This is a genomic window from Nonomuraea sp. NPDC049309 (genome assembly GCF_043196965.1).
Taxonomy (GTDB): domain Bacteria; phylum Actinomycetota; class Actinomycetes; order Streptosporangiales; family Streptosporangiaceae; genus Nonomuraea; species Nonomuraea fastidiosa.
The window spans coordinates 1-22,958 of record NZ_JBICSH010000006.1 but is presented as its reverse complement, the minus strand read 5'-3'; the positions used below and the strand labels follow the sequence as shown (position 1 = coordinate 22,958).

Here is a 22,958-nt window from a genome sequence, read left to right as displayed (position 1 = left end):
GAGCACGATCTGTAGGAACCCCACAAAAGTGAGCGGCCGGAAACAGCTCCGGAGCGCGGCCGGCTGTAGATCTCAGATCCGGCCGCGGTCGATCACGCGGGCCAGCGCCTCCACCGCGTGGGCATCGTACGCGCTGCCGGCCGACAACCGGATGCGCTCCAGCGCCGCCCCGCTCCTGTCGCGGTCGGTCGAGGGCCCCACCAGGTCGTCGTAGGCGTTGGCGACCTTGATGATACGGCTCGACAGCGGCGGGTCGTCGGCGATCACGTCGCACTGCCTGCGCACCACCTCGGCCACCCGGTCGAGCACGCCCGTCTGCTTGATGACCTCGGCGCCCAGCTCGGCGATGCGGCGCGCCTGCTCGGGCTCGGTCAGCACGGTCGCACCGCCCGGGATGGGGTCCCGCAGCGAGAGCTGGCCGATGTCGTGCATCAGCGCGGCGTACTCCAGCTCCAGCAGCTCGGGCTCGGCCATGCCGAGCTCCCTGCCGATGGCCACGGCCAGGCGGCTGACCCGGCGCGAGTGCCCCGGCTCGACGTAGCCGCCGACCTCGGTGACCCGCGACAGGGCGCGCACGGTCTGCAGATAAGTGGCGCGGATGCCGGCGTACTTGCGGAAGGCCACCTGCGTGACCAGCAGCGGCGCGGCGAACACCAGCAGCGCCACCAGGTCCATGCTGTGCGTGGCCAGCGCCAGCAGCACGCCCGACGACCCCACGGCCGCCCCCAGCGGGAACGCCATGTTGAGCTCGTCGCGCACCGCCACCCGGAACGCGGTGCGCACCTGCTCGGCCCGCAGCAGCGCGGCGATCAGCACGTCGACCAGCAGCGTGATCGTGATCAACGTCACCATCACGGCGAGCGCCGGCCACCAGGTGCTCGTGGGCGGCGTGGTCAGCTCGTACAGGGGGTCGGCCAGCGGGCGGAAGGCGAAGGCCAGCAGCGCGCCGGTGAGCAGCCGCCTGGCCATCGCGTCGAGGCGCGGCGGGCGGCCCACCGCCAGGTGCGGCAGCGCCCCCGCCAGCATGCCGACCGCGATCACCGCCACGACCTGCAGCGCCGAGTGACGCAGCGGGTTCTCGCTGAGGTCGAGCAGCAGCGTGTAGCCCAGCGCGGCGGCCGCCCCGATGGGCGCGACCTCCCTGTTGCCCGGCATGGTCAGCCTGGCCAGCTCACCGACCGCGATCAGCGCGCCGAACCCGACCGCGATCTCCGGCCGGTCGAGCCCCTCGGCCGCCGTGTACGCCACACCGGTCAGCGCGACCAGCCCGGCCGCGCAGATCAGCAGCAGCTGCCCCGAGTCGAGCCTGCGCAGGACCGTGTGCAGCGACCGGTCCCGTCCCCTCATCACGCGCTCGGTGGCGATCATGGCCCGGTCACGACCTGGATCGGCATCGTCGGGTCGTCGTGGTCCTTGATCTGCGTCTCGGCGACCTCGGGAGGCGGCGGATCGACGCGGCGCGGCGGCTGCCAGGGCTCGCGTTCGAGCGCGCGGATGAACGCCGCCACCATGACCGGGTCGAAGTGCGTGCCCGCGCTCTTGCGCAGCTCGTCGATCGCCACCGGCACCGGCCGCGCCCCCCGGTAGGAACGGTCCGACGTCATCGAGTCGAACGCGTCGGCCACCGCGATGACCTTGGCGAACTCGGGGATCTCGTCACCCGCCAGCCCCATCGGGTAGCCGGTGCCGTCGTGCCGCTCGTGGTGGTGCATGATCCCGGCGTACGCCTCGTCGAGGAAGCCGATGCCGCGCACGATCTCCAGCCCGCGCATCGGGTGGAGCTGGATCGCGGCGAACTCCTCCTCGGTCAGCGGCCCCTCCTTCTGCAGCACCTTGGTGGGCACGCCGAGCTTGCCCACGTCGTGCAGCATGCCCGCGTAGCGGATGGCGCGGACCCGCTCGGGGCCCATGCCGATCTCCTGCGCGATCATGGACGAGGCGTGCGAGACGCGCGTGCAGTGACCGCGCGTGTAGTAGTCCTTCGTCTCCACGGCCTGGCAGAGCGCGGCGATCGTCGCGTCGTACGAGCGCTGCTGCGCGTGATACTGCCCGAACGCCCAGCGCGCCACGAACAGCGGCACCAGCACCAGCACCGCGGAGATCGACGCGACCGTGGCCCACAGCCCCGCCACCAGCAGCCCGAACGTGCCGTACCCCAGATACGACAGCAGGAACTGGGCCATGCCGCGCATCGGCATCTCGGTGGCCCGCACGCGCGTGGCCAGCCGGATCATGGTGAGCGTGAGCGCGATGTTGAGCGGCACGAACACGGCCGTGGCCGCGGCGTACGGGCCGATGAGGTCGTCGAACGCGTTGACGTCGGGCACGCCGACCCGGCCGTCGAACGCCTCGTAGACCAGCCCCGCGGTGTAACCGCAGATGGCGAACTGCGCGCCGTTGAACAGCCGTTTGACCAGCGGCAGGCCCGGCCTGACGCTGACCATCGCGGTCAGCCCGACCAGCGCGGCGCCCTCGGGACCGATCAGCACCACCGCCGCGAGCGAGGCGGAGAAGCTGACCGACACCGCGGTCTGCTCCACGTTGAGCAGCGTCGGCATCGACTCGCACACCAGGAACAGCAGGGCGAGGACCAGGAGGATGTCCAGATCCTCGGTGACCACGGGCGCGCCGGAGACGATCACGCCGCGGATGATGAGAGCGGCCGCCGCCCCGATCACGGCGGCCAGATAGACCCTTGCGGGCCACGGCAGATCACGCATGGCGGCCCCCCATAGCCATCAGGTCCAGGTCACTCCGGGAGGCAGGACGCCGCCGGACATCAGCGCGACCGCGGGAGCGATCAGCACGAGGGCGGTGAGCAGCCGGGCGACCGTAACCTTCGACATCCACATGCCTCCACGTCGACTTGTGGCTCTCACGCTACAGAAGACGGGGTGGCCGCAAGGGGAGAGTCGGAAATCGCAAGCAAAGCGTAATCAAGTCACTACTTGCCGCGACGCGCGGCGGCCCACTCGACCGTCTTCTTCAGCCCGGTCGCGAGGTCGGTGCGGGGCTGCCAGCCGAGGCCCTCGTGGGCGGGCACCGGATCGACCGCCATCGCGGGCAGGTCGCCCGGCCGCGGCGGCGCGAAGCCCGGCTTGTCCGGCGCGCCGGCCGCGTCGGCGATGAGCGTGTGCAGGCGCCGGTCGGTGGTCTGGATGCCGGTGCCGAGGTTGAAGCGGCGGCCGTTGCCCTCGGGGCCGCAGGCGCGGACGAAACCGTCCACCACGTCGTCGACGTAGACGTAGTCGCGGGTCTGGGTGCCGTCGCCGTAGACGACCGTGGGCGTGCCGTTGAGCAGCGCGTCGGTGAAGATCGAGACCACGCCGGCCTCGCCGTCGGGCGCCTGGCGGGGGCCGTAGACGTTGGACAGCACCAGCGTGGTGTATTCGAGGCCGTACAGGGCCTTGAACGTGGCGAGGTAGATCTCGCCGCTCAGCTTGGACGCCGCGTACGGCGAGCGCGGGTCGGTGGCCGCATCGCCCGGCACCGGGATCGTGGCCGGCCGCCCGTAGACGGCGACCGACGAGGCGAAGACCACCTTGCGGGTGCGGCCTTCGTGGGCGGCGGCGAGCACGGCGGCCGTGCCCTCGACGTTGAGCCTGGCGTCGTAGGCCGGGTCCGCCACGCTTTTGCGCACGCTGATCTGCGCCGCGAGGTGGCAGACCACCTCCGGCTGCAGCTCGGTCATCAGGTCGACGAGCGCGCGGTCGCGGATGTCCATCTCGTGCAGCCGAAAGCGGTCGCTGGTCGCCGCCTCGGCGAGATTTTCCCGCCTACCGGACGACAGGTCGTCGACGACGTCGACTTCATGGCCGTCGGCCAACAGGCGATCGACGAGATTCGATCCGATGAATCCGGCACCGCCGGTGACCAACACGCGCATGAAGGGAATCTTAGTCGGCGAGTTCGGCCCTCACCTGCGCGATGCGATCGAGCACCTTGGACCGCAGATCAGCGGGAACCGGGTCACAACCGCAGTGTTTGTGGACCAGCTCCTTGACCGCTTTGTCCAGGTCGTACTCCTTGAGGCAGGGACTGCACTCGTCGAGATGCACCTTGATCTGTGCGACGTCGCTCTCGGTCAGCTCGCCGTCGAGGTAGGCGTAGACCTTGTCGAGCACTTCACGACAGTCGGTGTCGTGCGGGTTGCCACAGCTCATTTCGATCCCTCCGCCGGGACCAGGCCGCGCTCGCGGGCGTAGTCCTCAAGGAGGCCCCGCAGCTGCCTGCGTCCCCTGTGCAGCCTCGACATCACGGTCCCGATCGGGGTGCCCATGATGTCGGCGATCTCCTTATAGGGGAAGCCTTCGACGTCGGCCAGGTAGACCGCGATCCTGAACTCCTCGGGCAAAGACGCCAGCGCCTTCTTGATATCCCCGTCGGGCAGGTGCTCGAGCGCCTCGACCTCGGCGGACTTCAGACCGCTCGAGGTGTGGGACTCCGCCCGCGCGAGCTGCCAGTCCTCGATCTCCTCGGTGCCCGACTGCTTCGGCTCCCGCTGCTTCTTGCGATAGCTGTTGATGAAGGTGTTGGTGAGGATCCGGTAGAGCCACGCCTTCAGGTTGGTGCCCTGCTGGAACTGGTGAAAGGACGCGAACGCCTTCGCGAACGTCTCCTGGAGCAGGTCTTCGGCGTCGGCGGGGTTCCGGGTCATCCGGAGCGCCGCGGAGTAGAGCTGCTCGAGATAAGGCATGACGTCGCGCTCGAAGCGCTCACTTCGTTGCTCCAGCGTCTCCGCGCCTGTCGCGGGCACCGGACCCACCCCCCTAAGATCACCGGTGGCCGGCTGTGGCGGTACACCGTACTCAGGGGAGGATACCCGCTGGCTCGCGGCCAATGGGTCAGCGGGTCGGGGTTCGACCATTGTGAGCATGCTCGTCGCAACACACCCGAGCCCTTGTCTGTTCCCGCAAGATAGAAGGTACGAAGGACCCGGTGCGGGGAACGTCATACGTACCGGCTGGTAGCCCTTTTTCCGGAACCCAGGAGTCGCGTGTGCTGCCCATTCCGGCCGAGGAACTGAACGGCTCAGGGACGCTCGGGCCGTACTGGACCTTCTACCGCGCCGTCGCCGCCGAACAACTCAACCGATGGCTTCCCGCCGAGCCCTCCGTCATCCTCGACCTTTCCGGCGGCCGCGGACGATGGTCAGGCCAGGCCGCCAGAGCCGGGCACCGGGTGATCGAGGTGCTCGACTTCCGCCGCACCGCCGACGGCCAGTCCCGGCTGCGCGACGCCGACCGCGTACGCCACGTGCGCGCCGACGACCTGGCGTTCCTGCCCGACGAGAGCGTGGACGCCGTGCTCGCGGAAGAGCGCGTGATGTCCATCGAGCTCATGGCCGAGTCCGCCATGAACGACGTCGCCAGGGTGCTGAAGCCCGGCGGCCGGGCCCTGGTGTGCGTCGACTCCCTCGTGCTCGGCATGGCCATCCTGGCCGAGCAGGAGCAGTGGCAGCACCTCCGGCAGACCGGCGAGGTCATGCTCGTGCCGTGGCCCGACGGGAGCATCACGCGCTGCTTCAGCAGCACGCAGCTGCGCGAGCTGCTCCAGGGCGCCGGTCTGGAGATCGAATGGATGCGGCCCCGTACGGTGCTGTCGCCGTCCACGGTCGACCACGTGCTCGGCTCGGACGCGCGGGCGCTCAACTACCTGGTGCGCACCGAGCTCGAGGCCCATCCGGATGACGACGACACGGTCGGCATCCACCTGGTGGCCAGCGCCCGCAAGAAGTGACCCTCGCGCGCCTGCGGAAGGGGGCCGCATCCGCCGCTCTTCGTGTCCGGCGACTGCGCCTTTTCCTTCTTGCGGCCGCCTCCTGTCCGGGCTTCCTCCTGCCTGGCGCCTAGGCCCGCCCGCCGACCGGCCGGCCGGTCGCACCGCATCGGACCGGATCAGCGGCGGCGTTCGCGTTTGCCCTGGCAGGGCACGCACCTCGCCGCCTCGGGGCGGGCTTCGAGCCTGCCCTCCGGCACCGGCTTGGCGCAGTCGACGCACCGGCCGTACGCGCCCTCGTCGATGCGTTTGAGCGCATCGAGGATGGCCTGCCGCTGGCTCGTGGCAACGGTCAGCATGGCCTGGGCCCGGTCGGCGTCGGTCAGGTCGGAGCCGGCGTCGGCCGCAGAGCGGTCGCGCACACCGACTGGCTCGCCGCGCAGGACCCCGATCGAACGGTCGAGGTCGGCGAGCATTTCTTCCAGCCGCTCACGAGCGGTCGTGACGTCCACGAATCCGCACCTCCGGGTGAAGGGGTACGCCGCGGCCAGGACCCCCCGGATGTCCCGCCCGGTGTGATCAAGGGGGCAACGTTCAGCGGTGACACCGTGTGAACGGGTGCATCGCTTTCCTCACCGGATGCCCACTTACCGGGCTTCTTACACCTTCAGAAGAGCGCGCTCTCCTCCTCGTCAGGAAGGGGTTTGATGAGGTCCGGCCCGTTGTTGCGGACGTTGTTGACGTCCGTGGACACCGGGTACGCGGTGAGCCGCCCCGTCTCGGCGGGCACCAGCAGCCGCCCCGCCCGCTCGGCGTCGGTCAGCTTGGGGTCGAGCCACTCCGCCCAGTGGTCCCTGTCGATGATCATCGGCATCCTGTCGTGGATGCGGCCGAGGTGGTCCTCGGCGTTCGTGGTGATGACGGTGCAGGTCACCAGCCACTTGAGCGGGTCGTCATCGTCTCTGGACGGGTCCTTCCAGAACTCGTACAGGCCGGCCATGGCCAGCACCCCGCCGTCGGCCGGATGGATGAAGTACGGCTGCTTCTTCTTTTCGCCCTCGACCGGCATCCACTCGAAGTAGCCGTCGGCCGGCAGCAGGCACCTGCGCTTGGCGAACGCCTGCCGGAACGACGGCTTCTCCGCCAGCGTCTCGGCCCTGGCGTTGATCAGCCGGGAGCCGATCGACGGGTCCTTGGCCCACGCCGGCACCAGGCCCCACTTGACGATCCTCAGCTGCCGCACCGCCCGCTCGGCGTCCTTGGGCACGCGGCTCAGAACTGCGTAGACGTTCTTGGTCGGCGCGACGTTGTAATCGGGGCCGAGCTCCTTGTCGGGCTCCGGGTCCTGCTCGACCTGGAACTCCTCCAGCAGCTCGTGCTTCTTGCGCGCCGAGGCGTATCTACCGCACATGACCCCACACTGCCACGTCCGGCTTTCGCGCGCATGTTCGCCTCACGGCCGCCACCCGACCGCCGCCACCCGCCCTCTTCCGCCGACCCGGCGCCCCTGCGTGGGTCGCCCCCGCTGGAGCCCGGCCGACGCGCCTGCGCAGGTCCCCCACTGAGGCTGGGCCGGTTGTCCACAGGGAGAGACGGTGCGGGACCCGCCGTCCACAGCCTGCGGTCTCCGCCCGCCCACGGCCAGTACTCTTTGACCATGCCCGCTCAGCACTGGCCCGCTCCGACGGCGACGGCTCCCGTCGTCGCCACCGTCCCGCTGCCCGGCTCCAAGTCGGTGACCAACCGCGCGCTCCTGCTGGCCGCGCTCGCCGACGGTCCAGGCGTCGTGCGCCAGGCCCTGCGCAGCCGCGACGCCGACCTCATGGTCGCGGCGCTGCGCGCGCTCGGCACCACGTTCGAGGCCACGCGCGAGACCTCGGCGGGCGTCGACTGGGCGGTGACGCCGGGCCCGATCCGCGGCGGCGCCCACATCGACGTCGGCCTGGCCGGCACGGTGATGCGGTTCGTGCCGCCGATGGCGGCGCTGGCCGACGGGCCGGTCTCGTTCGACGGCGACCCCCATGCGCGCAAGCGCCCGATGGGCCCCATCCTCGACGCGCTGCGCGCGCTCGGGGCCCGCGTCGACAACGACGCGCTGCCGTTCACGATCAGCGGGCCGACGACGGGCGGCGAGGTGACGCTCGACGCGTCCGGCTCGTCGCAGTTCGTGTCGGGTCTGCTGCTCACGGCCGCGCGTTTCGAGAAGGGCATCACCGTACGCCACGTCGGCCCGCCGGTGCCCTCGCAGCCGCACATCGAGATGACGATCGAGATGCTGCGGGCGGTGGGCGTCTCGGTCGACGCCGGCGAGCGCGACGTGTGGCGGGTGGAGCCGGGGCCGATCGCGGCCAGGGACGTGACGGTCGAGCCCGACCTGTCCAACGCGGCCCCGTTCCTGGCGGCGGCCCTGGTGACGGGCGGCACGGTGACGATCCCCGCCTGGCCCGAGCGCACCACCCAGCCGGGCGACGCACTGCGCGGGCTGCTCACGTCCATGGGCGCCACGGTCGCGCGCTCCGGCGACGACCTCGTGGTCACCGGCACCGGGAAGGTCACCGGCCTCGACGCCGACCTCCACGAGGTGGGCGAGCTCACCCCGACCATCGCCGCGCTCGCCGCGCTGGCCACCACGCCGAGCCGCATCAGGGGCGTGAGCCACCTGCGCGGCCACGAGACCGACCGCCTGGCCGCGCTCGTCACCGAGATCAATCGCCTCGGCGGCGACGCCGAGGAGACCGACGACGGGCTGATCATCCGGCCCCGCCCGCTTCACGGCGGCGTCTTCCACAGCTACGACGACCACCGCATGGCCACGGCCGGCGCCGTGATCGGCCTCGCGGTGCCGGGTGTCGAGGTGGAGAACATCGCGACGACCGCCAAGACCCTGCCGGAGTTCGTCCAGATGTGGACCACGATGCTGGCCTCCCGGTGATCAGCGCCCCGTGCACGCCACCGCCGGACCCGCGATGACCTCCGCACGCCACGCCTCGGCGGCCGCTGAGGCCAGGTCGCGGATCTCCACGGCTCCCTGGAGCGGCGTCACGGTCCTGACCTGCGCGAACGGCCACCCTTCCGGCACCGCTGGTTTCACCGTGGGAGCCCCGGGCACGTCGGTGAAGGCCACCACGTGAGAGCACGTCGCCCGGATGACCATGAGACCCACCAGCACGACACCGCCACCCGAGCGACCCCGGGTAACGCCGCCCGCCCCACTCGAGCGACCCCAGGTGACACCGCCCGCTCCGGAGACCACTCACCCGGCCACCAGACGCACTTTCGCCCGCCAGGCCCGACCACATCCCACGGGTGCCGGAGAGCAGCCGCCCACCCGGCTCATCCGCACCCGGCTCACCCCACCCGTCGGCTCGCACCCGCCACGCGGACTGGCAAGCCGACGGCCGGTTCACGGACCGGCGCGCAGACACACGACGATCGTCCAGGCAACACCGCACACGGGCCGACACTCGAACCGCCGCACACCGACCGGCACGCACACCGCCGCACACCGACCGGCGCGCAGACCGCCACACGGACCGGCGCGCAGACCGCCACACGGACCGGCGTGCAGAGCACCGCACGCGGGCCGGCAGGCAGACCGCCGCACCGGATGCGCCGGCCGACCCGCCTCCCGCCCGGCCTCACCGGCCTGCAGGCCGAGCGCACAAGCCAGGGCCGGGATGGGTGCGAGGGCCGGCCGGAGAGGGACCGCCCAGCGATTCGACCGCATGGACGACCACGACCGACCGGCAGGCGACGGACTCGACGGGCAACCGACCCGGCAGGCGACGGTCGGGTGACGATCGGTCGCGGGATGTCGTAGGACGTTCCGCAACCTGCCTACCATCACCACTACCAAGACAATTCTCACGAAAGTGGAGCGAGCGCATGGGAGCGGACCGCTGAGGAGGCGGGAGTACGACGAGGACGACGTCAGGGTCAGGCCGGGTAAGGGTTCCAGGCCGCGGACCCGGATTCGTCCTGCGCATGAGGACGCTGTGGAAGGTTTCGTGGTGGCCGTGGACCGCGGCCGCTACACCGCGCTGGTCGAAGCCGAGCGCCCCAAGGGCTCGGCACAGAAACGCAGGCCGCCCCAGCGCCGGCTCGTGGTCGCCATGAAGGCCCGCGAGCTGGGCCGCAAGGGCATCGTCGTGGGCGACAGGGTCGCGCTGGTCGGCGACGTGTCCGGCAAGCCCGACACCCTGGCCCGCGTCGTACGGGTGGAGCCGCGCACGTCGATGCTGCGCCGCTCGGCCGACGACGTGGAGGACAGCGACGGCATCGAGCGTCCGGTGGTGGCCAACGCCGACCAGCTCGTGATCGTGACCGCGCTGGCCGACCCGCCGCCGAGACCGCGCATGATCGACCGCATCCTGGTGGCGGCGTTCGACGCGGAGATCGACACCCTGCTCTGCCTCACCAAGTCGGACCTCGCGCCGCCCGACGAGCTGGTGGCGCTGTACGAACCGCTGGGCGTGCCGCACGTCGTCGTGCACAAGGGCGGCCCGCTCGACGAGCTGCGCGAGCGCCTGGCGGGGCGGATCAGCGTCCTGGTCGGGCATTCGGGGGTGGGCAAGTCCACCCTGGTCAACGCGCTGGTGCCGAACGCCAACCGCGCCGTCTCCCAGGTCAACGCCGTCACCGGCCGCGGCCGCCACACCTCGACCTCGGCCGTCGCGCTGGAGCTGCCGGAGGGCGGCTGGATCATCGACACGCCGGGCGTACGCAGCTTCGGGCTGGCCCACGTCTCGACGGAGACGGTGCTGGCGGCGTTCCCTGACCTGGTGGAGGGCACGGTCGAGTGCCCCAAGGGCTGTAATCACCTGAGCGAGGGCTGTGCTCTGGACGCCTGGGTCGCGGCGGGCAACGCCGACCCCGCCCGCCTGGAGTCGCTGCGCCGCCTGCTGGCCAGCCGCGAGGGCACCCTGGACGACCCCACGGCCACCCGCCACGCCTGAGCCCTCTGACCACCAGGCAACATTCCGAGCACCACGGCGCCCCGGCGGGCGAGACACCCTGAAAAGGCCGGGCGTTCAGGGGCGTAGGGCTCCGGCGCGCATGAGCCGCCACGGACGTCACCGGCGCACCACCGCAGGGCCGCGTGGGCGACCGTCGCCTGGCAGGCGACGCCGACCCGAAGCCGCCTCCAGCCCACTGAAGTACCGCCGTACCCTGCGTGGGGGCGCCGGTCGGCTGCGCACCGACCGGTGCGGTGGTCGCGACCGGCGGTGGTCGCGACCGGCGGTGGTGTCGACCGGGGGTGGTGTCGACCGGCGGTCGTGTCAACCGGCGATGGTGTCGGCCGGCGGTGGTCGCAGCCTGCAGCGATCCCGGCCTGCAGCGATCCCGGCCGGCGATGGTGTCGGTGGGGCGTGACCTACGCGCCGCGTTGCGCGCCGAGCGAGCGCGCGACCGCACCCCTCCGGCACGGCGGGCGCACCCCCGGGGCGAGTGCCCCGGTTCGGCGGTGCCACGCGGTGCGCCGGGAAGTACGCCCGTGAGATTCGCCTGGCACGAGGTGAACGTGCGGCGACCGGCGAGACGCTTCCGGTCACGGGAACCACCCCGGAAGATGCGGCGCGGTCAGCCGAGGCGCACCAAAGGCCGGGCGCAAGCCGCCGGCCCGCCACCGGCGGTTATCAGGGGCGGTTGGGGCGGAGGGTCCAGGTGACGGCGAGGGTGGAGACGACGGCGCCGTCCGCGTTCGTGATCTCCACCTCCACGTCGAACTCCGGCCGCTCCCCCGCGTCCAGCCGCGCGAGCACGTCCTCCCGCGAGACGGCCAGCCGGGCCGAGGCACGCACCTCGCCCGTGGCGATCTTGCGGAACGCGATGGTCGCCGTGGTCGGCAGCGGCACCGCCCGTTCCAGCTGGTCGGCGAAGAGGGACAGCACGGCGGCCCCGGACGCGGACTCGGCGAGCGTGAAGAGCACCCCCGCGTGCGGCCCGCCGACATGGTTGGCGAGGTCCGCCCGCGGCGGTACGCGGCAGATCGCCCGCCCGTCCTCGGCGGTTTCGACGACGATGCCCAGGGTCCGAGCGAAAGGGACCGATCGCAGCAGAAGCTCACCGACATCTTGCGACATGCAGGACATGCTACTGATGAGTAACTGAAAAGGCGGTTACCAGAAAAGGGGCGTTGGTAACTGATGTCCGTAAGGCCGACACGGTAGCGTGGGCGACCGTGCAGAGTTATAACGATGATCTGCGCCTCGCGCATGTCATGGCGGACGCCGCCGACGACCTGACCATGCGACGGTTCAAGGCGGTCGACCTCAAGGTCGAGACCAAGCCCGATCTGACGCCGGTCAGCGACGCCGACCGCGCGGTGGAGGAGGCCATCAGGGGGACGCTGCGCCGCGCCAGGCCGCGTGACGCGGTGGTCGGCGAGGAGTTCGGCAAGACCGGCTGGGGCGCCCGCTCGTGGATCATCGACCCCATCGACGGCACCAAGAACTACGTTCGCGGCGTGCCCGTCTGGGCGACGCTGATCGCGCTCATGGAGTACGGCAAGGTCGTGGTGGGCCTGGTCTCGGCCCCCGCCCTGGGCCGGCGCTGGTGGGCGGCGGCCGACGGCGGGGCGTGGACGGGCAAGAGCCTGACCAAGGCGACCCGCATGCACGTGTCATCGGTGTCGTCGCTTGAGGACGCGTCGTTCTCGTACTCGAGCTTCGGCGGCTGGGAGAAGGCCGGCAAGCTGGACAACTTCCTCGACCTGAGCCGCGCCTGCTGGCGGACCCGCGCGTACGGGGACTTCTGGTCGCACATGATGGTCGCCGAGGGCTCGGTGGACATCTCGGCCGAGCCGGAGCTGTCGCCGTGGGACATGGCGGCGCTCACCGTGATCGTGGAGGAGGCCGGCGGCATCTGGACGGACGTCGCCGGCGTCAAGGGCCTCGAGGGCGGCAGCCTCGTCTGCACGAACGGCCTGCTGCACGACCAGGTCATCGACCGCCTCAACGGCACGACGGTCAGGACCTAACGACGCCGCACGCCCGCCCTGTCCCGGATCTCCCGGGTCGCGGCGGCGAGCGCGTCCGCATCGGCGATCGTGACGTTCTCCTCGTACGTCACCCCGCTCGGCGGATCGTCGTGCCCGACCGGATCGGCGTCCCAGTAGTTGCCCCGGTAGGTGACGTTCTCCAGCGGCGGGCCGACGTGCAGCACGGCCGTGTTGTGGGCGTGCATGACCACGTTCTCCTCGACGAGCACCCAGCTCGCGCCGTAGTCGGTGTAGAGCCCGAAGTTGTACGGCGTGCGCGTGTCCGTGATGACGTTGCCCCGGATCACGGCCCCGGTCTCGGCCGAGTCGCCCTGGGGCCCCGAGAGGTAGATGCCGGCTCCGTCGGCGAGCACCTGCATGGTGTCCGCGGTCAGGTTGTGCAGGATCCGCGTTCCCTCGCCGGGCCCGGCCACGATGCCGCAGTGGGGCACGCCGGTGACCTCGTTGTGCGCGACGACGCAGCCTCGGGTGCCGGTGACGGCGATGCCGGGCGACCCGCTGAACTCCAGCCCGATCCCGCGCACCCGGTTGTCCTCGATCGCGCCGTCCCGGGTGCCGTTCATGGTGACGCCGCCGCCGGACAGTGTGTCGAACTCGCACCTGGATACGGTGACGCCCTCGCCCCCGCTGACGCCCAGCCCGGTGGCGCCCATCCGGGTGAACCGGCATCCCTCGACCTCGGCCCCATCCGCGCCGACGATCTCTACACACGCCGGAATCGTGACGGAACTCAGTGGATACGTCACGTACGAGCCCTCAGCCAGCTCCGCCCGCCCGACCGGCCCGCCCTCGTGGAACCCGCTGCCGTGATAGTGCACGAACCCCTCGGGCCGCCCGGGACGTGTCCACGTGGCCTCGGCGAACACCAGCCCCCTGAACGCCACGTCCCGCACCCCCGCGACCCGCACCAGCGTCTCCAGGACCGGCGCGACCACCCGCGCGGACTCCGGTTCCTCCCCCGGCAGCGGCAGGTACATCAGCACGTGCTCGCCGGGCCGCGACCGGTCGAGCACGAACGTGCCGGGCTCGCGCAGGAAGCTCGGGTCGTTCTCGACGGAGGTGGGCCGCCCGGGTCCGGTCGAGGTGCGGCCCTCGTAGACGGACCGGTACAGCTCGTACGCCCACCCGAACCCCGGCTGCGCCATGGTGATCACGGTGGAGCCGCCCTCACGCGCGATCCCGGCCACCTGGAGGCGGGCCTCGGTCCACGGGTAGACGCCCCGGTGCACGAACTCGACGTTCTGCCAGGTCAGCGGCTTGGGGCTGTGGTGACGCAACCGGTCTCGGTCGCGGTGACCGTGCCAGGCAGCCCCGGTACGGCGGCACGGGGCGCGCGGCGGCCGTTCACGTAGAGCCGGCGGATGTCGAGGCCGCCGACGCCGGCCAGCCACACCCCGTCGCGCACGCGCCAGCCGGTGATCTCCCGGCCGCCGCTGACGACGGCCTCCTCCCGCTCGGGCGTGCCGTGGCCGGCCGCCTGGTAGACCGTCCCCGAACCGGCCGCGCCCAGCTCAAAGGTCCGATCCAGGACGTGGACACCGCCCCTGAGCTGCACGACCGCCTTCCCACCCGCCTCCCGCGCCGCCGCACGGGCGCGTTCGAGCGTCGCGAACGGCCGGTCCCGGGTGCCCGGCGCGGAGTCGTCACCGGACGGCGACACGTAGATCTGGATCACGGCACACCACCCCTGTTGTGTTTATGTCGTACTCAGATTTGTACACCATAAACTGGACGCATGGACGACGGCGTCGAACTGTTGTGGCGGGACCGCGGCGAGGGGAGCGCGCCGCGCGCCGGGCTGACCCTCGACCGGATCGTGCGGGCGGGCATCGAGCTGGCCGACGCCGAGGGCCTTGAGGGCCTGTCGATGCGCAAGGTCGCCGACCGTCTCGGCTTCACCACGATGTCGCTCTACCGGCACGTACCGGGCCGCGACCGGCTCGTCGCCCTCATGCGCGACGCCGTGATGGGCGAGCAGATAGCGGAAGACCCGAGCGAACGTACGGACGAGCCCGGAAACGATCACCCGGATGACCCCCGACACGAGCGCCCGGACGACCCCCGGAACGATCACCCGGACGGGCACCGAAACGAGCGCCTTGACGGGCGCCGGGACGCCGGCCCAGGCCGGGACGCCGGCACAGGGCGGGCAGGCCGGCGGGATCAGCAGGGCCCGGATTGGCGCCCCCGTCTCGAAGCGCTGGCCAGGCAGGGCTGGCGTCTCCGCCGCCGCCACCCCTGGCTCGCCGAGGTGAGAGGCTCACGCGACATCCCCGGCCCGAACGCGGTCGCGACCTTCGAACGCATGCTGAGCACCCTCGCCGACACCCCGCTCCGCCCTCACGAGGTGATCGCCGCCGTCAACCTGATCGGCCGCTTCGTGGACGCCGAGGCCCTGAGCCTGGTCGAGATTCTGCGCGAGGAGCGCAGCAGCGGCGTCTCCGAGGAGGAGTGGTGGGGCGCCCGCGACTCCCTGTACGAACGCCTGACCGCCTACCCCACCATCACCCGCCTGTGGGAGTCCGGCGGCTGGGACGACCCCGAGGACTCCTTCGAGTTCGGCCTGCGCCGCATCCTCGACGGCATCGAGGTCCTCATCCAAGAGCGTGATGAAACTCGTGATGATTCGTGTCGCGAATGCGGCAGACCGTTGGAGCCCGCCTCCACCGGCCGCCCCCGCGTCTACTGCTCCCGCGCCTGCCAGCAACGCGCATACCGGACGAGAAAAAGCCGTGACGGCGCGAAAGCCATGACGGCGCGAAAGCCATGACGGCGCGAAGCCCGTGACAGAGCGCGGGACACCGTAACGAGGCGAGGGCCAGGGCGCTTCGCGGAGGCCGCGGAACCCTGAGGTCAGAGCGCCAGCACCCGCCGAACGGCGGCCATCAAACTGTCCCGGTACCCCCCGCCGTACAGCACGACGTGCACGAGCAGGGGATGCAGCTGATGCAGCGGCACCCGCTCCCGCCACCCGTCGGCGAGCGGCCACTCCTCCTGATAGGCCCCCAGCACCCGATCGAGGTAGGGCAGCCCGAAGAGATCGAGCATCGCGAGGTCCGTCTCCCGATGCCCACCGTGGGCCGCAGGATCGATCAGCACGCCCTGCCCGCCGGACCACAGCACGTTCCCGCTCCACAGGTCCCCGTGGATCCGCGCGGGCGGCTCGGCGGGCCCTGCCACCTCGGGCAGCCGCTCCACCGCCCGCTCGACCAACGCGACGTCGGAGGCGGGCAGCCGCGCCTGCCGCAGGAACGGCAGCACCCGGCGTTCGCCGTAGAAGGCAGGCCAGTCGGGGGCGGCCGCGTTGTCCATCGGCAGCTCGGCGATGAACCCGGGCCAGGGCGCGCCGAAACTCGGCGCCCCCGCACGGTGCATCCTGGCGAGCGTCCGCCCGAACCGCTCGGCGGCCTCGGCAGTGGGCCGCTCCTCGCGTACCCAGGCCAGCACCAGCCGATCCGGCTCCGCCTCGATGACCTCGGGCACCTGCGCGACCTCGCCGAGCCAGCGCAGCCCGGCGGCCTCTGACAGCAGCACCTCGGAGGCGGGACCGCTCTTGACGAACACCGCCCGCCCGTCGTCCAGCACGCCCCGCCGCAGCCGCCGGCCGTGCGACGTGCCCAGTTCCTCAGTGATTCTCAGGGCCCGGCTCCTCAGCGGATCTCATCGGCGATGTGCTTGGCGATGCCCTCGGCGGCCGACTCGACCAGGTCGAGCACCTCCTCGAACCCTTCGCGGCCCCCGTAGTACGGATCCGGCACCTCGGCACCCTCCGGCGCGGCCGGATCGAACGACCGGAACAGATGCACCTCGGCCCCGTCCGGGGCGATCCGCTGGAGGTTGGAGAGGTTGTCCCGGTCCATGGCGAGCACGAGGTCGTACCGGTCGAACCAGTCCCTGGTGAACTGCCTGGCCCGGTGCGACGAGCCGTCGTAGCCGCGCAGGGAGAGCGTCTCCAGCGCCCGCTCGTCCATCGGGTAGCCCACGTGCCACCCTCCGGTGCCGGCGCTCTCGACCACGACCTGCCCGCCGAGACCGCGGTCGTCCAGCACCTTCCGCAGCACGACCTCGGCCATCGGCGACCGGCAGATGTTCCCCATGCACACCACGCATACGCGATACGTCATGCCTCCATTGTGGCCAGCCGGGCAAGTGCTCCGACCTGCGCCGTTCACGTACGTACCGCGCCGGATGAACCGGCCGCATCGGGGCCGGTGCAGCACACCGACCCGCAGCGTTCACTGTCCGTTCATCCGCTTTCGGGGGCTGAGTCACTTTCGCCGCCTAGCTTCATGCCCGACTAAGGACCAAGTGGGAGGAACCCAACCGTGAAGTATGCAGGCCGGCTCGCCGCCGTCGCCGTCGCCGTCGCCGGCGCGCTCTCGCTCGCTGCGTGCGGCACAGACAACAACAACCCCTCGGGCAGCAGCACGACCTCCGCCAGCGCCGCCGCGCCCGCGGCGGGCGACGGTCTGAGCGGCTCCGTCAACGCCGCGGGCTCCTCGGCCCAGGCCAACGCGATCACCGAGTGGACGAAGAACTTCACGGCTGCGAACCCGGGAGTGACCCTCAACTACCAGCCCAGCGGCTCCGGCGCGGGCGTGCAGGCGTTCATCCAGGGCACGGTGGCCTTCGCCGGCTCCGACTCGGCGCTGAAGGACGACGAGTCGGCCCAGGCCGACGCCCGGTGCAAGACCGGCAAGGCCATCAACATCCCGATGGTCACCGGCCCGATCGCGGTCGTCTACAACCTCCCCGGCGTCGACGGCCTGCAGCTGTCGCCGAAGACGCTCGTCGGGATCTTCAACAGCAAGATCACCAAGTGGGACGACCCGGCCATCAAGGCCGAGAACCCGGACGCCCAGCTCCCGTCCACGCCGATCCAGGCGGTCCACCGCTCGGACGAGTCGGGCACCAGTGACAACTTCACCAAGTTCCTCAAGGCCACCGGCGACTGGCCGTACGAGCCGGCCAAGGCGTGGCCCGCCGAGGCGGGCGGCCAGGGCGCCAAGGGCTCCGACCAGATCGCCGCCAGCGTGAAGGACTCCGAGGGCGCGATCAGCTACGTCGAGCTCTCGTACGCCGAGAACTCCTCGCTGCAGAAGGCCAAGATCGCGAACGGCTCCGGCGAGTTCGTCGAGCTCACCCCGGAGAGCGCGGCCAAGACCGTCGAGACCGCCGAGATCAAGGGCACCGGCAACGACCTCGCGCTGTCCATCGACTACGCCACCAAGACCCCGGGCGCCTACCCGATCGTCCTGGTGACGTACGAGATCACCTGCGAGAAGGGCCTGCCCGAGGACCAGCAGAAGATCGTCAAGAGCTTCCTGACCTACACCGCCGGCGACGAGGGCCAGGCGGTGCTGAAGGAGCTGGGTTACGCCCCGCTCTCGGGCGACCTGCTCACCAAGGTCAGGACCGCCGTCGAGGCCATCTCCTGAGCGGCACATGACGACGGACGTACGTACCCGTGAAGGCGGACCGGACACCAGCCGGTCCGCCTCGCGGCGCAGCATCGGTGAAGGTCCCTTCCGCTTCGTCTCCACCGCTGCGGGCGTCACCCTGCTGGCGATCATGGCGGCCATCGCCGTGTTCCTCATCAGCGAGGCGATCCCCGCGCTGCAGGCGAACAAGGCGAACTTCCTCACGGAGCTCACCTGGGACCCCAACGGCGAGCAGGTCTTCGGCATCGCCGCGCTGGCCTTCGGCACCCTGCTCAGCTCCGCGCTCGCGCTGGTCATCGCCACCCCGATCGCGGTCGGCGTGGCGCTGTTCATCTCGCACTACGCGCCCCGCAAGCTCGCCGCGCCGCTCGGCTACCTCATCGACCTGCTCGCCGCGGTGCCGAGCGTCGTCTACGGCCTGTGGGGCCTTGCGTTCCTGGTGCCGTTCATGCGGACGCCGTCGCAGTGGCTGAACGAGCACCTCGGCTGGTTCCCGCTGTTCGCCGGCGAGGGCGTGATCGGCGGCAAGACCATGCTCGCCGGCGGCATCGTGCTGGCCATCATGATCCTGCCGATCATCGCGGCCATCTCACGCGAGGTGTTCCTCCAGGCGCCCAAGATGAACGAGGAGGCGGCGCTCGCGCTCGGCGCGACCCGCTGGGAGATGATCAGGATGGCCGTGCTGCCGTTCGGCCGGCCCGGCGTCATCAGCGCCGCCATGCTCGGCCTCGGCCGCGCCATGGGCGAGACCATCGCGGTCGCGCTGATCTTCCCGGCCACCTTCGACATCACCTTCGAGATCCTCACCCCGCACGCCAACAGCATCGCCGCCAACATCGCCAACGGCTTCGGCGAGGCCACCGACATCGGCCGGGGCGCTCTGATCGCCTCCGGCCTGGTGCTGTTCCTCATCACGCTGCTGGTCAACATGGCCGCGCGACTGATCATCAACCGCCGCAAGGAGTACGCGAGGGCCGGCGCATGACCTCGATTCAACGCATCTCCACCGGCCGCCGCATCAAGGACCGGGTCGTCCAGGGCCTGGTCTATGCGGCGTTCCTGCTGGCCGTGGTGCCACTGGTCTCCGTGCTGTGGCTGGTGGTCTCCAACGGCCTGGCCCGCTTCGACATGGAGTTCCTCACCCACTCCATGAACGGCATCGGCGCCAGGGACGCGGGCGGCGGCGCCTACCACGCCATCGTCGGCACCCTCGAACAGGTGCTGCTGGCCTCCGTCATCTCGGTGCCGATCGGCCTGTTCACCGCCATCTACCTCGTCGAGTACGGTGCGGGCGGCCGCCTGGCCCGGGCCATCAGCTTCTTCGTCGACGTCATGACCGGCATCCCCTCGGTCGTCGCCGGCCTGTTCATCCTCGCGTTCTGGATCCTCTTCCTCGGCTTCCCCTACTCCGGCTGGGCGGGCGCGCTGGCGCTGTCCATCCTGATGATGCCGACGGTCGTCAGGTCCGCCGAGGAGATGCTGCGGCTGGTGCCGAACGACCTGCGCGAGGCCTCGTACGCGCTGGGCGTGCCCAAGTGGCGCACCATCGTCAAGGTCGTGCTGCCGACCGCGTTCACCGGCATCGTCACCGGCGTCATGCTGGCCGTGGCGCGCGTCGCCGGCGAGACGGCTCCGCTGCTGATGACGGTGTTCTTCACCAACTCCATCAACCACGACCCGTTCAGCGGGCCGCAGATGGGCCTTCCCCTCTTCGTCTTCGACCAGGCGGCCCGTCCGAACGACACCGCCATCGACCGGGCGTGGACCGGAGCCCTCACGCTGATCCTGATCGTCATGCTGCTGAACCTGGTGGCGCGCCTGATCGCCTGGTGGCGTGCGCCCGCCAAGGGCCGATAGGGGGTAATAACCACAATGTCCAAGCAGATCCAGGTTTCGGGCCTCGACGCGTATTACGGGTCGCACAAGGCGATCGAGGACGTGTCGATGACCATCGAGCCGCGGTCCATCACCGCGTTCATCGGCCCGTCCGGCTGCGGCAAGTCGACGTTCCTGCGCACGCTCAACCGCCTGCACGAGGTCATCCCCGGCGCGCGCGTGGAGGGCAAGGTGCTGCTCGACGGCGAGGACCTGTACGCCCCGGAGGTCGAGCCCGTCTCCGTGCGCCGCATGATCGGCATGGTCTTCCAGCGCCCGAACCCGTTCCCCACCATGTCCATCTACGAGAACGTGGCCGCCGGGCTCCGGCTCAACGGCGGCCGCATCAGCAAGTCCGAGATGGACGACATCGTCGAGGACTCGCTCAAGGGCGCCAACCTGTGGAACGAGGTCAAGAACCGCCTCAACAAGCCCGGCGCCGGCCTGTCCGGCGGCCAGCAGCAGCGCCTGTGCATCGCCCGCGCGATCGCCGTACGCCCCGAGGTCCTGCTGATGGACGAACCCTGCTCCGCCCTCGACCCGATCTCCACGCTGGCCATCGAGGACCTCATGGCCAAGCTGAAGGACCAGTACACGATCGTCATCGTGACCCACAACATGCAGCAGGCCGCCCGGGTCAGCGACCGCACCGCCTTCTTCAACCTCGCCGAGCAGGGCAAGCCCGGCAGGGTCATCGAGATGGACGAGACGTCGCGCATGTTCACCAACCCCTCACAGAAGGCCACCGAGGACTACATCACGGGGCGCTTCGGCTGATGGCCCACCAGCAGGCGGCGCCCACGATGAACGGGGACTCGAGGGCCAAGCCCGTACTGCTCATCGCCGACCCCGACGGCTCCGTGGTGGACGACGTCGCCACCGCCCTCGAACGCGAAGGCGTGGCCGTCACCGGGGCGCCCGACGGCGCCCAAGGGCTGCTACAGGCCGGAGCGCTCCAGCCGGACGTGGTGCTCGTCGCGGCCACGCTGCCGGTCATCGACCCGGTCGAGTTCGTCCGCGCGGTACGGATCTCACGCTCGGTGCCCGTCCTGCTCGGCGTCGGTGAGGGGCACGCCGAGCAGGCCGTACGCGCGCTCGCGGCGGGCGCCGCCGCCTGCGTGGCCCGGCCCTACCGGGTGCCGGAACTGCTGCCGTTCATCCAGGCCAGCTCCCCCGAACCGCGCCAGGTCCTCACCGTCGGCGGCGTCGAGCTGGACGTCCACGCCTACCAGGTACGCGTCGGCGGCCGCGCCGTCCACCTGCCACTGCGCGAGTTCGAGCTGCTGCAGTACCTCATGCGCAACGCCGGCCGCACCGTGACCCGCGAGCAGATCATGCGCCACGTCTGGCACGCCGCCGCCGGCACCTCGACGAACACCATCGCGGTGCACGTCAAACGGCTGCGCGCGCGCCTGGGTGACGAGGACGACCAGCTCATCCAGACCGTACGCGGCGTGGGCTACCGGCTGGTCACCCCGGGCAGCTCCGAAAAGCCTTCATGACGCGCTCGGCCACGCCTTCGACGGTGGCGATGCCGTAGCCCACCTCAGGGCTGCCCTCGCTCAGCACGGCCACGGCGAAGTCCCGCCCGTCGCCCCTGATGAGCCCCACGCTGGCCGTGGCCCAGCGCCCGTTCGACTCCCGGCGCAGCCAGCCGTTCTTCAGCTCCACCCGCTCGCCGCGGCAGGCGGCCGCGCTGATGCCCCAGTTCTGCCCGTCCACGACCGCGCCCATGAGCCTGCGCACCTGAGCGCGGTCGCGCCGATCGAGCGGGCTCTTCTTCGCGACGAGGGCCGCCATGAGCCGTACCTGGTCGTCGACGTACGTCTGCGTGATCCCCCAGCAGTACAGGTCCACGCACCTGCCCGCCACTCCCCTGGTGTGCCGCAGCCCGAACCTCCGCCCCGCCGCGTCGAACCCCTTCACCCCGCCGATCCGCACCCACAGCCGGTCGGCCGCGTGGTTGTCGCTGTAGCGGATCATCCGATCGGCGTCCCGCCGCACCGCCGCCGGCAGCTTCTTCCACGGCGTACGCAGCAGCAGGGCCATGAGAATCTGTACCTTGGCCACGCTGGCGGTGATCATCCGCTCCTTGGCGTGGTAGGAGTAGGTCCGCCCGGACCCCAGCTCCTTCACCATCACCGCCACCCGCCCGGTCCGCCCCGCCAGATACCGATCCAGTCGCCGCGCGATCTCCTTGCCGGGCACCTCGCCTCGCGCCGAGACCCGCCGCTGATCGACCAGCAGCCGCGCACCCTCCGGCCCCCGCAGAACCTCCCATCCGGCCGCAAGCAGCGGCACCCGCACACCAAGGAACGTAAGCCCGCCGCCGGTCACCCCCGCACTCTCCGCAGGCCCCCGAACCACCGCCTCCGCAGGCCCCCGAACCACCGCCTCCGCAGGCCCCCGAACCACCGCCTCCGCAGACCCTCGAACCACCGCCCGCACGTCACCGCCGACGACCAGCGGCACCATCACCCCCAAAAGCCCCACGAACAGCCACGCCACCCTGCCCCAGGCCCCGACCATTCGAGCATTATCACGACATCACCGACACACCCGCCACCCCACCGAAGGCGCGCTCCTACCCCCACACCGCCACCAACCCTCACCAGAAAACCGCCCACACAAACAGCACCGAGTGGGCAAACCGACCTCTATGCACCACCATTCAGCCCACCGACACCGCCCCTCCCCACCACCAAGACACGCACAAGCAGACTGGGCCCTTCCACCCAAGACACACAAGCGGCTGCGACCTTCACCCCAAAACACACACCAGGGCCTGTGACCCCTCCGCCCCAAGACACGCGCGAGTGGCTTCGCCGACACCGGCGTCGGATAGCGAGCGACCGTAACATACGTGACCAGAAACACCCTGAGTCTGCGGCAGGACCGACACCACACAAAGCCCGGCCTCCCCA

Annotated in this window: 24 protein-coding genes; 10 read left to right on the top strand and 14 right to left on the bottom strand. The window is 70.9% G+C overall.

The annotated features are described in order from the left end of the window. Nucleotides 1-72: 72 nt before the first annotated feature. The 5 genes from ACGFIM_RS31810 to ACGFIM_RS31790 all read right to left on the bottom strand — a co-directional run bounded on the left by ACGFIM_RS31810 (nucleotide 73) and on the right by ACGFIM_RS31790 (nucleotide 4,765). Nucleotides 73-1,368 carry an HD-GYP domain-containing protein gene (locus ACGFIM_RS31810; protein WP_393207869.1) on the bottom strand — a complete coding sequence of 432 codons (1,296 nt, stop codon included), beginning with the start codon at nucleotides 1,366-1,368 and terminating at the stop codon, nucleotides 73-75. Beyond that, nucleotides 1,365-2,720, bottom strand: a complete 1,356-nt coding sequence (locus tag ACGFIM_RS31805; RefSeq protein WP_393207866.1) for an HD-GYP domain-containing protein — start codon at nucleotides 2,718-2,720, stop codon at nucleotides 1,365-1,367. The genes ACGFIM_RS31810 and ACGFIM_RS31805 overlap by 4 nt, the downstream gene beginning before the upstream one ends. 224 nt (nucleotides 2,721-2,944) lie before the next feature. Continuing rightward, nucleotides 2,945-3,886 carry an NAD-dependent epimerase/dehydratase family protein gene (locus tag ACGFIM_RS31800; protein WP_393207863.1) on the bottom strand — a complete coding sequence of 314 codons (942 nt, stop codon included), beginning with the start codon at nucleotides 3,884-3,886 and terminating at the stop codon, nucleotides 2,945-2,947. A gap of 10 nt (nucleotides 3,887-3,896) precedes the next feature. After that, nucleotides 3,897-4,163 carry a mycothiol system anti-sigma-R factor gene (gene rsrA / locus ACGFIM_RS31795; protein ID WP_393207860.1) on the bottom strand — a complete coding sequence of 89 codons (267 nt, stop codon included), beginning with the start codon at nucleotides 4,161-4,163 and terminating at the stop codon, nucleotides 3,897-3,899. After that, a complete protein-coding gene (locus ACGFIM_RS31790; protein ID WP_364059479.1) occupies nucleotides 4,160-4,765 on the bottom strand; it encodes a sigma-70 family RNA polymerase sigma factor in 606 nt (201 codons plus the stop codon). Before ACGFIM_RS31790 ends, rsrA begins: the two co-directional genes overlap by 4 nt. A 233-nt stretch (nucleotides 4,766-4,998) precedes the next feature. Here ACGFIM_RS31790 and ACGFIM_RS31785 point away from each other — a divergent pair, with 233 nt between their 5' ends. Then, nucleotides 4,999-5,739 (top strand): class I SAM-dependent methyltransferase, encoded by a 741-nt coding sequence (locus tag ACGFIM_RS31785; RefSeq protein WP_393207856.1) that lies wholly within the window; start codon nucleotides 4,999-5,001, stop codon nucleotides 5,737-5,739. A gap of 158 nt (nucleotides 5,740-5,897) precedes the next feature. On the opposite strand, the gene ACGFIM_RS31780 is transcribed toward ACGFIM_RS31785, so the two are convergent. Both ACGFIM_RS31780 and ACGFIM_RS31775 read right to left on the bottom strand, forming a co-directional pair. After that, complete coding sequence (locus ACGFIM_RS31780; RefSeq protein WP_393207853.1) at nucleotides 5,898-6,230, bottom strand: TraR/DksA family transcriptional regulator; 333 nt, start codon at nucleotides 6,228-6,230, stop codon at nucleotides 5,898-5,900. 155 nt (nucleotides 6,231-6,385) lie between these two features. Beyond that, the gene (locus ACGFIM_RS31775; RefSeq protein WP_393207850.1) at nucleotides 6,386-7,129 is read right to left on the bottom strand and encodes an SOS response-associated peptidase; all 744 of its coding nucleotides are present in this window, start codon (nucleotides 7,127-7,129) and stop codon (nucleotides 6,386-6,388) included. Nucleotides 7,130-7,375: 246 nt separating this feature from the next. Here ACGFIM_RS31775 and aroA point away from each other — a divergent pair, with 246 nt between their 5' ends. Then, complete coding sequence (gene aroA, locus ACGFIM_RS31770; RefSeq protein ID WP_393207847.1) at nucleotides 7,376-8,650, top strand: 3-phosphoshikimate 1-carboxyvinyltransferase; 1,275 nt, start codon at nucleotides 7,376-7,378, stop codon at nucleotides 8,648-8,650. Here the strand turns inward: aroA and ACGFIM_RS31765 are convergent, their stop codons facing one another. Continuing rightward, nucleotides 8,651-8,887, bottom strand: coding sequence for a hypothetical protein (locus tag ACGFIM_RS31765; protein WP_393207845.1), 237 nt, complete (start codon nucleotides 8,885-8,887; stop codon nucleotides 8,651-8,653). It abuts the gene before it with no gap. 730 nt (nucleotides 8,888-9,617) lie between these two features. On the opposite strand from ACGFIM_RS31765, the gene rsgA reads away from it, so the two are divergent. Next, a complete protein-coding gene (gene rsgA / locus ACGFIM_RS31760) occupies nucleotides 9,618-10,673 on the top strand; it encodes a ribosome small subunit-dependent GTPase A (RefSeq protein ID WP_393209236.1) in 1,056 nt (351 codons plus the stop codon). Between the two features lie 681 nt (nucleotides 10,674-11,354). Here the strand turns inward: rsgA and ACGFIM_RS31755 are convergent. Then, nucleotides 11,355-11,801 carry a YiiD C-terminal domain-containing protein gene (locus ACGFIM_RS31755; protein ID WP_393207842.1) on the bottom strand — a complete coding sequence of 149 codons (447 nt, stop codon included), beginning with the start codon at nucleotides 11,799-11,801 and terminating at the stop codon, nucleotides 11,355-11,357. A 98-nt stretch (nucleotides 11,802-11,899) separates the two neighbouring features. Here ACGFIM_RS31755 and hisN point away from each other — a divergent pair, with 98 nt between their 5' ends. After that, complete coding sequence (hisN, locus tag ACGFIM_RS31750; protein ID WP_393207839.1) at nucleotides 11,900-12,697, top strand: histidinol-phosphatase; 798 nt, start codon at nucleotides 11,900-11,902, stop codon at nucleotides 12,695-12,697. Here the strand turns inward: hisN and ACGFIM_RS31745 are convergent. After that, nucleotides 12,694-13,995, bottom strand: a complete 1,302-nt coding sequence (locus ACGFIM_RS31745; RefSeq protein WP_393207836.1) for a right-handed parallel beta-helix repeat-containing protein — start codon at nucleotides 13,993-13,995, stop codon at nucleotides 12,694-12,696. The two genes, hisN and ACGFIM_RS31745, sit on opposite strands and share 4 nt — an antisense overlap. Then, the gene (locus ACGFIM_RS31740) at nucleotides 13,968-14,393 is read right to left on the bottom strand and encodes a hypothetical protein (RefSeq protein ID WP_393207833.1); all 426 of its coding nucleotides are present in this window, start codon (nucleotides 14,391-14,393) and stop codon (nucleotides 13,968-13,970) included. The genes ACGFIM_RS31745 and ACGFIM_RS31740 overlap by 28 nt, the downstream gene beginning before the upstream one ends. 60 nt (nucleotides 14,394-14,453) lie before the next feature. On the opposite strand from ACGFIM_RS31740, the gene ACGFIM_RS31735 reads away from it, so the two are divergent. Further along, nucleotides 14,454-15,488, top strand: coding sequence for a TetR/AcrR family transcriptional regulator (locus tag ACGFIM_RS31735; protein ID WP_393207830.1), 1,035 nt, complete (start codon nucleotides 14,454-14,456; stop codon nucleotides 15,486-15,488). A gap of 83 nt (nucleotides 15,489-15,571) precedes the next feature. Here the strand turns inward: ACGFIM_RS31735 and ACGFIM_RS31730 are convergent, their stop codons facing one another. Together ACGFIM_RS31730 and ACGFIM_RS31725 are read right to left on the bottom strand one after the other, a co-directional pair. Beyond that, on the bottom strand, nucleotides 15,572-16,303 hold the full coding sequence (locus ACGFIM_RS31730) for a fructosamine kinase family protein (RefSeq protein WP_393207827.1): 732 nt from the start codon (nucleotides 16,301-16,303) through the stop codon (nucleotides 15,572-15,574). A 65-nt stretch (nucleotides 16,304-16,368) separates the two neighbouring features. Next, nucleotides 16,369-16,842, bottom strand: coding sequence for a low molecular weight protein-tyrosine-phosphatase (locus ACGFIM_RS31725; protein WP_393207824.1), 474 nt, complete (start codon nucleotides 16,840-16,842; stop codon nucleotides 16,369-16,371). A gap of 201 nt (nucleotides 16,843-17,043) precedes the next feature. Here ACGFIM_RS31725 and pstS point away from each other — a divergent pair, with 201 nt between their 5' ends. Genes pstS through ACGFIM_RS31700 form a run of 5 tightly spaced genes read left to right on the top strand, consistent with a single transcriptional unit; the run spans nucleotide 17,044 to nucleotide 21,536 of the window. Further along, a complete protein-coding gene (gene pstS, locus ACGFIM_RS31720) occupies nucleotides 17,044-18,156 on the top strand; it encodes a phosphate ABC transporter substrate-binding protein PstS (RefSeq protein WP_393207821.1) in 1,113 nt (370 codons plus the stop codon). A gap of 7 nt (nucleotides 18,157-18,163) precedes the next feature. Continuing rightward, a complete protein-coding gene (gene pstC, locus ACGFIM_RS31715) occupies nucleotides 18,164-19,144 on the top strand; it encodes a phosphate ABC transporter permease subunit PstC (RefSeq protein ID WP_393207818.1) in 981 nt (326 codons plus the stop codon). Beyond that, nucleotides 19,141-20,016, top strand: coding sequence for a phosphate ABC transporter permease PstA (gene pstA / locus ACGFIM_RS31710; protein ID WP_393207815.1), 876 nt, complete (start codon nucleotides 19,141-19,143; stop codon nucleotides 20,014-20,016). Before pstC ends, pstA begins: the two co-directional genes overlap by 4 nt. 15 nt (nucleotides 20,017-20,031) lie before the next feature. Beyond that, entirely contained in the window at nucleotides 20,032-20,811 is a 780-nt protein-coding gene (pstB, locus tag ACGFIM_RS31705; protein ID WP_393207812.1) for a phosphate ABC transporter ATP-binding protein PstB, read from the top strand. 26 nt (nucleotides 20,812-20,837) lie between these two features. Then, nucleotides 20,838-21,536, top strand: coding sequence for a response regulator transcription factor (locus tag ACGFIM_RS31700; RefSeq protein WP_393207809.1), 699 nt, complete (start codon nucleotides 20,838-20,840; stop codon nucleotides 21,534-21,536). Here the strand turns inward: ACGFIM_RS31700 and ACGFIM_RS31695 are convergent. Next, nucleotides 21,505-22,341 (bottom strand): serine hydrolase, encoded by an 837-nt coding sequence (locus tag ACGFIM_RS31695; protein ID WP_393207806.1) that lies wholly within the window; start codon nucleotides 22,339-22,341, stop codon nucleotides 21,505-21,507. The two genes, ACGFIM_RS31700 and ACGFIM_RS31695, sit on opposite strands and share 32 nt — an antisense overlap. Nucleotides 22,342-22,958 lie beyond the last annotated feature (617 nt).

What these genes read in the sequence shown, in the direction of transcription:
- ACGFIM_RS31805 (WP_393207866.1), bottom strand. Translation starts at nt 2,720, where the DNA reads ATGCGTGATCTGCCGTGGCCCGCAAGGGTCTATCTGGCCGCCGTGATC.
- ACGFIM_RS31725 (WP_393207824.1), bottom strand. Translation starts at nt 16,842, where the DNA reads ATGACGTATCGCGTATGCGTGGTGTGCATGGGGAACATCTGCCGGTCG.
- aroA (WP_393207847.1), top strand. Translation starts at nt 7,376, where the DNA reads ATGCCCGCTCAGCACTGGCCCGCTCCGACGGCGACGGCTCCCGTCGTC.
- ACGFIM_RS31755 (WP_393207842.1), bottom strand. Translation starts at nt 11,801, where the DNA reads ATGTCGCAAGATGTCGGTGAGCTTCTGCTGCGATCGGTCCCTTTCGCT.
- ACGFIM_RS31800 (WP_393207863.1), bottom strand. Translation starts at nt 3,886, where the DNA reads ATGCGCGTGTTGGTCACCGGCGGTGCCGGATTCATCGGATCGAATCTC.
- ACGFIM_RS31700 (WP_393207809.1), top strand. Translation starts at nt 20,838, where the DNA reads ATGAACGGGGACTCGAGGGCCAAGCCCGTACTGCTCATCGCCGACCCC.
- pstB (WP_393207812.1), top strand. Translation starts at nt 20,032, where the DNA reads ATGTCCAAGCAGATCCAGGTTTCGGGCCTCGACGCGTATTACGGGTCG.
- ACGFIM_RS31810 (WP_393207869.1), bottom strand. Translation starts at nt 1,368, where the DNA reads ATGATCGCCACCGAGCGCGTGATGAGGGGACGGGACCGGTCGCTGCAC.
- pstC (WP_393207818.1), top strand. Translation starts at nt 18,164, where the DNA reads ATGACGACGGACGTACGTACCCGTGAAGGCGGACCGGACACCAGCCGG.
- ACGFIM_RS31775 (WP_393207850.1), bottom strand. Translation starts at nt 7,129, where the DNA reads ATGTGCGGTAGATACGCCTCGGCGCGCAAGAAGCACGAGCTGCTGGAG.
- rsrA (WP_393207860.1), bottom strand. Translation starts at nt 4,163, where the DNA reads ATGAGCTGTGGCAACCCGCACGACACCGACTGTCGTGAAGTGCTCGAC.
- pstA (WP_393207815.1), top strand. Translation starts at nt 19,141, where the DNA reads ATGACCTCGATTCAACGCATCTCCACCGGCCGCCGCATCAAGGACCGG.
- ACGFIM_RS31735 (WP_393207830.1), top strand. Translation starts at nt 14,454, where the DNA reads ATGGACGACGGCGTCGAACTGTTGTGGCGGGACCGCGGCGAGGGGAGC.